The organism is Devosia sp. (genome assembly GCF_034675085.1).
Taxonomy (GTDB): Bacteria; Pseudomonadota; Alphaproteobacteria; order Rhizobiales; family Devosiaceae; genus Devosia.
Genome location: NZ_JAUCDN010000172.1, coordinates 1 through 7,222, shown reverse-complemented (window position 1 = coordinate 7,222; position 7,222 = coordinate 1). Strand labels below are relative to the sequence as shown.

Genomic DNA, 7,222 nt, shown 5'->3' with positions numbered 1-7,222 from the left:
CGCAGGGGCGGGTGTTCATGCCGCCCATCGACGATCCGTTCCGCGCCGTCGAGGCTGCCGTGGCCGCCTGTCCGCTGGGCGAGCAGGCCGACGCCATCATTGTCGATTTCCACACCGAGGCGACCTCCGAGATTCAGGCCATGGGGCAGTTTCTCGACGGGCGGGTGAGCCTGGTGGTGGGCACCCACACCCATATTCCCACCGCCGACCACCGTGTGCTGCGCGGGGGCACGGCGCTGATGGCCGATGCCGGCATGTGCGGAGATTTCGATTCCATCATCGGCACCGAGACCGAGGAGCCGCTCAACCGCTTCCTCACCGGCATTCCCAATGGCCGCTTCACCCCGGCCGAGGGCGAGGCGACGCTGTGCGGCGTGGCGGTGGAGACCGATCCGCGCACCGGGCTGGCGCTGCGGGTCATGCCGCTGCGGCTGGGGGGAAGCCTGAGCCAGGCCGAGCCCGATTTCGGCTGAGCCCCGGGGCCGATCCTGCCCCTGAGAGGCCGGGCGCTTTATTTTTGCCGATCCAGCCCCTATAAGCGGGCCGATTTTACAGTTCCCATCTTTGAGGTCCTGAATGGCCGGCCATTCCCACGCCAAGAACATCATGCACCGCAAGGGCAAGTCGGATGCGGCGCGCTCCAAGGTCTTTTCCAAGCTCGCGCGCGAAATCACCGTTGCCGCCAAGCTCGGCATGCCCGATCCCGCCTTCAATGCCCGGCTGCGCCTGGCGGTGACCAATGCGCGCGCCCAGTCCATGCCCAAGGACAATATCGACCGCGCCATCAAGAAGGCCATGGGCGGCGAGGGCGAGAATTACGACGAGATCCGCTATGAGGGCTATGGCCCGGGCGGGGTCGCCATCATCGTCGAGACGCTGACCGACAACCGCAACCGCACCGCCTCCAATGTCCGCTCCTATTTCTCCAAGAATGGCGGGGCGATGGGGGAAACCAATTCGGTCGGCTTCATGTTCGACAAGGTGGGCGAGATCACCTATCCGCTTTCGGCCGGCTCTGAAGACCATATAATGGAAGCCGCCATCGAGGCCGGCGCCGACGACGTGGAAACCGCCGAGGACGGCCACTACATCACCACCAGCTTCGAGGCCATGGTCGACGTGGCCGCGGCGCTGGAAAAGGTGCTGGGTGAGGCTGAAGCGGTCAAGGCGATCTGGAAGCCGCAGACCTCCACCGTCATCGACGCCGAAAAGGGCGCGACGCTGATGAAGCTCATCGCCACGCTGGAAGAAGATGATGACGTGCAGAACGTCTATTCCAATTTCGAGATGAGCGACGAAGACGCGGCCAAGCTCGAAGGCTGAGTCGCCAATTTTCGGGAAATATAGTGAGGGTGGCGGCGACGCCGCCCTTTTTCATGCCTGCTCGAGCGGGTGCGTCAAGCGGCCTCTCCCATGACCACGCAGTCGCGGCCGGCATGCTTGGCTTCATAAAGCTGCTGGTCGGCCTGGCGATAGACGGCGCTGAAGCTGTCATGCCCGGCGCAGTCGGCGCCGCCGATGCTCACCGAAAGCGGATAGGGCTCGCCTTCGGGCGCGAAGACGATGTCGGCCACGGCGCGGCGGATGCGCTCGGCGGCCCGGTCGGCCTTGTCGGCCTCCACATGATTGAGAAAGACGCCGAATTCCTCGCCCCCCAGCCGGCCCACCAGGTCGCGCGAGCTTGTGGCGTGGCGGATGGCGGCGGCGATGCGTTGCAGCGCCTCGTCGCCGCATTGGTGGCCGAAGCGGTCGTTGACGCGCTTGAATTCGTCGGCATCCACCACCAGCAGCACGCCCTTGTCGGTTTTCTGCCGGGCGGCCAGCAGGTCGGTCACCTGCCGGGTGAAGGCGCCGCGATTGAGGCAGCCGGTCAGCCAGTCGGTGGTGGCCATCAATTCGAGCTGGCGGTTGCTGTGCTGCAACTGTTCGTGCTTGAGAATGAGGAAAAAGATAGTCGGCCCGCCCACGGCGGTGGGCAGCAGCACGGCCACGAGAAGCCCCTGCAGATTGACCCCCGAAGAGAGCGCGCTCATCAGCAGATTTGTCAGCACCGCCGACAGCAGCGCCGAAATCGACACCACCAGCGCGGTGATTGCATAGACCCGCTTCCAGGCCTGCCTGGTCAATCTGGTGTCCGGTGGTGTCATTGCGTGCCCCTGCGTTCCGGGCTGGACCCTAGGAGCGCACACTTAAGATGGAGTTGGCAAAACCCATGAAATTTTATCCATCCCGGGTTTTCCACCGGCCGTGTTGCCGATTTGTTCACATTGGCCTTGGTAGGCTGTGCGGCATTCACTAAGGATGAAGCATGCAAAGCGCCACGCGAATCATCGGCATCGACCCCGGCCTGCGCCGCTGCGGCTGGGGAATCATCGAAAGCGCGGGAAACCGGCTGAGCTTCATTGCCGTCGGCACGGTGACCCCGCCGGTCTCGGCGCCGCTGGCCGAGCGGCTGGCCGCGCTGTTCCGGGAATTGAGCGCGGTGATCGAGCGCTTCGCCCCCGCCGAGGCGGCGGTGGAGGAAACCTTCGTCAATGCCGGGGTGCGCTCGGCGCTGCTTTTGGGGCAGGCGCGGGGCATCGCCATGCTGGCGCCTGCGGCGCGGGGCCTGCCGGTTGCCGAATATGCGGCGAATCTGGTCAAGAAATCGGTGGTGGGCACGGGCCATGCGGAAAAGGGACAGGTTCAGCTCATGGTCAAGACGCTGATGCCGGCGGCTGATTTCAAGGGGGCCGACGCCGCCGACGCCTTGGCCATCGCCATTTGTCATGCCCATCACCGCGTCGCCAACCAGCGGCTGAGGGCGTCGGCATGATCGGCAAGCTCAAGGGGCTGGTGGACAGTTTCGGCGAGGATAGCGTGCTGATCGATTGCGGCGGGGTGTGCTACCAGGCCCATTGCTCGGCGCGCACGCTCCAGGCGCTGCCGCGTGTCGGCGAAGCGGCGGTGGTCTTCATCGAGACCATCGTGCGCGAGGACATGATCCGGCTCTACGGCTTTGCCAGCGAGGCGGAAAAAAGCTGGTTCAATCTGCTCATGACCGTGCAGGGCGTGGGCGCGCGGGTGGCGCTCGCCATCCTTTCGGCGCTGTCGCCATCCGAGCTGGCCAGCGCCATCGCCTTGCAGGACAAGGCCATGATGGGCCGCGCCAATGGCGTGGGGCCCAAGCTGGCCACCCGGCTGGTCACCGAGCTCAAGGGCAAGGTGCCCGCCGCGCCGGGGATCGACGCCGGAACCCTGGGGCTGCAACAGGCCCTGGGCGAAGGGGTGGCGGGGGGCGCGGTTTCCGATGCCGTCTCGGCGCTGACCAATCTGGGCTATTCGGGCGCCCAGGCCTCGGCGGCGCTGGCGCGCGTCGTGGCGCGGGAAGGGGATGGGGTGGCTACCGAAAAGCTCATCCGCCTGGGCCTGCGGGAATTGAGCCAGGCGTGATCTTTACGCCATAAGACAGGGTGATGGGTTCCGTCCGGCCGATGCCGGCCGGGCAAGGACAATGGAAAAAGACGCTTGACCGATCTTACCTCACCCTCCGCCGGGCGCGACGATCCGCTCGATGTCTCGCTGCGCCCCTCCGGCTTTGCCGATTTCGTCGGGCAGGCCGATGCGCGGGCCAATCTGGAAGTGTTCATCCAGGCCGCCAGAACGCGCGGCGCGGCGCTCGATCATGTGCTCTTTGTCGGCCCGCCGGGGCTGGGCAAGACCACTTTGGCCCAGATCATCGCCAAGGAGCTGGGCGTGGGCTTTCGCGCCACCTCCGGCCCGGTGATCGCCAAGGCGGGTGACCTGGCGGCGCTGCTGACCAATCTCGAAGAGCGCGACGTGCTCTTCATCGACGAGATCCACCGCCTCAACCCGGCCGTCGAGGAAATGCTCTATCCGGCCATGGAGGATTTCCAGCTCGACCTCATCATCGGAGAGGGGCCGGCGGCGCGCTCGGTGCGCATCGATCTGGCGCGGTTCACGCTGGTGGGCGCGACGACGCGGGCGGGGCTGCTGACCACGCCGCTGCGCGACCGCTTCGGCATTCCGGTGCGGCTCAATTTCTATACGCCCGAGGAACTGGTGCAGATCGTGACGCGCGGAGCCCGGCTGATGGGCACGCCGATGTCGCCCGATGGGGCGATGGAGATCGCGCGCCGCTCGCGCGGGACGCCGCGCATCGCCGGGCGCCTGCTGCGCCGGGTCACCGATTTCGCCCTGGTGGAAGGGGCCAGCCAGATCGACCGCAAATTGGCCGACATGGCGCTGCTGCGGCTCGATGTCGATGCGCGCGGGCTCGACCAGCTCGACCGGCGCTATCTCACCACCATTGCCGATTTCTACAATGGCGGCCCGGTGGGCATCGAGACCATCGCGGCGGCCCTGAGCGAGCCGCGCGACGCCATCGAGGAGATCGTCGAGCCCTATCTGATCCAGCAGGGCTTCATCCAGCGTACGCCGCGCGGTCGCATGCTCACCGGCATCGCCTTCCAGCATCTGGGACGCGTGGTGCCGCAGGGCTTTGTCGGACTGCAACAGAGCCTCTTCGAGGAGCCTGAGGAATGAGCCGCCAGATCATCAGCTTTCCCGTCGGCGGACAGCGTTTCAATTTTCGCGTCGCCGCCATCATCCTCGTCGAAAACCATGTGCTGGTCTGCCGCGAGGATGACGATGCCTATGTCATGCTGCCCGGCGGGCGCGTGGAGCTGGGCGAGCCCAGCGCCTTCAGCCTCGAACGGGAAATCGCCGAGGAACTGGCCCTGCCGGCCGAGCTTGGCCCGCTCCTGGCCACCTCGGAAAGTTTCTACCGCCGCCAGGGCGAGGATTTTCACGAGATCGGCTTTTTCTATGCGCTGAGCCTGCCCGGCCAGGCGCCGGACGGGCGCTCGCCCTGGCTCAAGCGGCGCGACGAGGGGCACGACCTCTATTTCGACTGGCTGCCGCTGGCCGGCGACGCGCTTGAAAAGGCCAATCTGCTGCCGCGCTGGCTCCCCGATTTCCTGCGCGATCCGCCCGCCGTCCCGGCCCATGTCGTTTACGACGAGCGGCCGGCATGACCCCGCATCGCCTTGCTGTGCGCATCTATTACGAGGACACCGATTTTTCGGGCAATGTCTATCACGCGGCCTATCTGAAATTCTTCGAGCGCGGGCGCACCGAGTTCCTGCGCGACCTGGGCATCCATCATTCCGAGTTGATGGCCGAGGGGCTGGCCTTCGCCGTGCGGCGAATGACCATCGATTTTGTCGCCCCCGCCCATATCGACGATCTGCTCACCGTGACCACGCAAGTGGTCAAGGTAGGCGGGGCGCGGCTGCTACTGGCGCAGGTTATTTCGCGCGGTGACGCGGTGCTCACCCGCGCCGAGGTGGAGGTGGCCGCCATCCGCACCAGTGGCGGGCCGGCGCGCCTGCCCGGAGCGCTGCGCGCCCTGCTGGGCGGCTGAGCACGCCCCGACTCTCTTTTTTAACCAGTTCTTGACCATAATTGCGGCAAAGGGGCCGATGGTCCGCGCGTCAGGTCGAAAGGCCCGGCATTGCGGGGCATTTCTCTTAATTTTGACAGATTTCGACCCCATCGCCTGATGCCTGAGGGTCGGTTGAGCGAACCGGGCCGAGAAGGATCACATAATGGAAGCCATGGACGCTGTCGGGGCGGTCGCCCCACACGCCGATTTCTCCATCTGGGGGCTATTCTGGGCCGCCGACTGGGTCGTCAAGCTGGTCATGCTGGGCCTTTTGGCCGCCTCGGTCTGGTCATGGGCCATCATCATCGACAAGACCATCGCCTATCGGCGCCTCAAGGCCGAAATGAACCGGTTCGAACGCACCTTCTGGTCGGGCCAGTCGCTCGAAGAGCTTTACCAGCAGCAGGCCGAGCACGCCTCGGGAGGGCTGGGCGCGGTGTTCGTCGCCGCCATGAAGGAATGGAAGCGCAGCCACGAGCAGAACGCGGCCAGCTTCGTGGGCATGCAGCAGCGTCTCGACAAGGTGCTGGACGTGGCCATAGCGCGCGAAAGCGAGAACCTGGAAAAGCGCCTGGGGTTCCTGGCCACGGTCGGCGCGTCCGGGCCCTTTATCGGCCTTTTTGGCACGGTGTGGGGCATCATGAACGCCTTCACCAATATCGCTTCGTCCTCCTCCACCAATCTGGCCGTGGTGGCCGGGCCCATCGCCGAGGCGCTGTTCGCCACCGCCATTGGCCTGGTCGCGGCCATTCCGGCGGTGATTTTCTACAACAAGCTCAGCGCCGACGCGGCCAAGATGACCGGGCGGCTGGAGGGCTTTGCCGATGAATTCTCCACCATTCTGAGCCGCCAGCTCGAAGCGCGGAGCCGCTAGATGGGGATGGGTGTGAGCGCGGGCGGAGCCGGCGGCGGAGGCCGTCGCCGCCGCCGCAAGAGCCGGGCGGTGATGAGCGAGATCAACGTGACGCCCATGGTGGACGTCATGCTGGTGCTGCTCATCATCTTCATGGTGGCCGCTCCGATGATGACGGCGGGCGTGCCCATCGACCTGCCCAAGACGGCGGCCAATGAAATGCCGAGCCAGACCCAGCCGATCACCGTGGCGGTGACCCCGGAAGGCACGATCTATGTCGACCAGACCCCGGTGGGCGAGGCCGAGCTGGTCAGCACCGTCACCGCCATGGCCGTCAACGGCACCGAGGACCGCATCTTCCTGCGCGGCGATACCACCGCAAATTACGGCACGGTGATGCGCGTCATGGGCATTCTCTCGGCGGCGGGCTTTACCAAGATCGGGCTCATCACCGAGCGGGAACCGGGCTAGTCCAGTGCGCACAGGCCTCGCGGTTTCGGTTGTCGCTCATATCGTTGTGCTGACGATCGGTCTCATTCATCTGGGGCTGACCGAACCGATGACGCCCGTGGTCGAATCCATTTCCGTGGACCTCGTGCCCATCGAGGAATATTCCAATATCCGCGCCGGGCAGCTCACCAGCCAGATCGTGGAGACCGAAACCCCCTCCATCGTCGAGGACGACCAACCCGCCGAGCTGGCCCAGCCCACCGGCAATACCGAGCAGGACCAGGTGACGCCCTCGCCGGCGGATATTCCCACGCCCGCCCCGGTCACCAATACCGCCCCGGCTCCGGAAGCGGTGCCCGAGCCGGAGCCTGAACCGGTCCCCGAGCCGGAACCGGCTCCCCAGCCCGCGCCGGAGCCTGAGCCGCAGCCCGAGCCCGTGCCCGAGCCCGAGCCGGCGCCGCGCGTCCCGCCCG

Annotated in this window: 10 protein-coding genes and 1 pseudogene; 10 read left to right on the top strand and 1 reads right to left on the bottom strand. The window is 66.0% G+C overall.

The features are described 5' to 3' along the window. The coding region (locus VDP82_RS11615) for a YmdB family metallophosphoesterase (protein ID WP_323015009.1) at positions 1-473 on the top strand (473 nt) is incomplete at its 5' end. A gap of 103 nt (positions 474-576) precedes the next feature. Beyond that, complete coding sequence (locus VDP82_RS11610; protein ID WP_323015008.1) at positions 577-1,323, top strand: YebC/PmpR family DNA-binding transcriptional regulator; 747 nt, start codon at positions 577-579, stop codon at positions 1,321-1,323. Positions 1,324-1,397: 74 nt separating this feature from the next. Here the strand turns inward: VDP82_RS11610 and VDP82_RS11605 are convergent, their stop codons facing one another. Beyond that, entirely contained in the window at positions 1,398-2,126 is a 729-nt protein-coding gene (locus VDP82_RS11605) for a GGDEF domain-containing protein (RefSeq protein ID WP_323015007.1), read from the bottom strand. 182 nt (positions 2,127-2,308) lie between these two features. Between VDP82_RS11605 and ruvC the strand changes: the two genes are divergently transcribed. From ruvC to VDP82_RS11565, 8 genes and pseudogenes are all read left to right on the top strand, one after another. Then, positions 2,309-2,815 carry a crossover junction endodeoxyribonuclease RuvC gene (gene ruvC, locus VDP82_RS11600; RefSeq protein WP_323015006.1) on the top strand — a complete coding sequence of 169 codons (507 nt, stop codon included), beginning with the start codon at positions 2,309-2,311 and terminating at the stop codon, positions 2,813-2,815. Then, a complete protein-coding gene (gene ruvA / locus VDP82_RS11595) occupies positions 2,812-3,432 on the top strand; it encodes a Holliday junction branch migration protein RuvA (RefSeq protein WP_323015005.1) in 621 nt (206 codons plus the stop codon). The genes ruvC and ruvA overlap by 4 nt, the downstream gene beginning before the upstream one ends. Positions 3,433-3,507: 75 nt before the next feature. After that, complete coding sequence (gene ruvB / locus VDP82_RS11590; protein WP_323015004.1) at positions 3,508-4,545, top strand: Holliday junction branch migration DNA helicase RuvB; 1,038 nt, start codon at positions 3,508-3,510, stop codon at positions 4,543-4,545. Then, complete coding sequence (locus VDP82_RS11585; RefSeq protein WP_323015003.1) at positions 4,542-5,036, top strand: NUDIX hydrolase; 495 nt, start codon at positions 4,542-4,544, stop codon at positions 5,034-5,036. Before ruvB ends, VDP82_RS11585 begins: the two co-directional genes overlap by 4 nt. Continuing rightward, entirely contained in the window at positions 5,033-5,425 is a 393-nt protein-coding gene (gene ybgC, locus VDP82_RS11580; RefSeq protein WP_323015002.1) for a tol-pal system-associated acyl-CoA thioesterase, read from the top strand. The genes VDP82_RS11585 and ybgC overlap by 4 nt, the downstream gene beginning before the upstream one ends. Before the next feature lie 193 nt (positions 5,426-5,618). Then, entirely contained in the window at positions 5,619-6,320 is a 702-nt protein-coding gene (gene tolQ / locus VDP82_RS11575; RefSeq protein WP_323015010.1) for a protein TolQ, read from the top strand. After that, positions 6,321-6,770 carry a protein TolR gene (gene tolR / locus VDP82_RS11570; protein WP_323015001.1) on the top strand — a complete coding sequence of 150 codons (450 nt, stop codon included), beginning with the start codon at positions 6,321-6,323 and terminating at the stop codon, positions 6,768-6,770. It abuts the gene before it with no gap. Positions 6,771-6,774: 4 nt separating this feature from the next. Beyond that, a pseudogene (locus tag VDP82_RS11565) lies at positions 6,775-7,222 on the top strand (hypothetical protein); the annotation flags it as partial.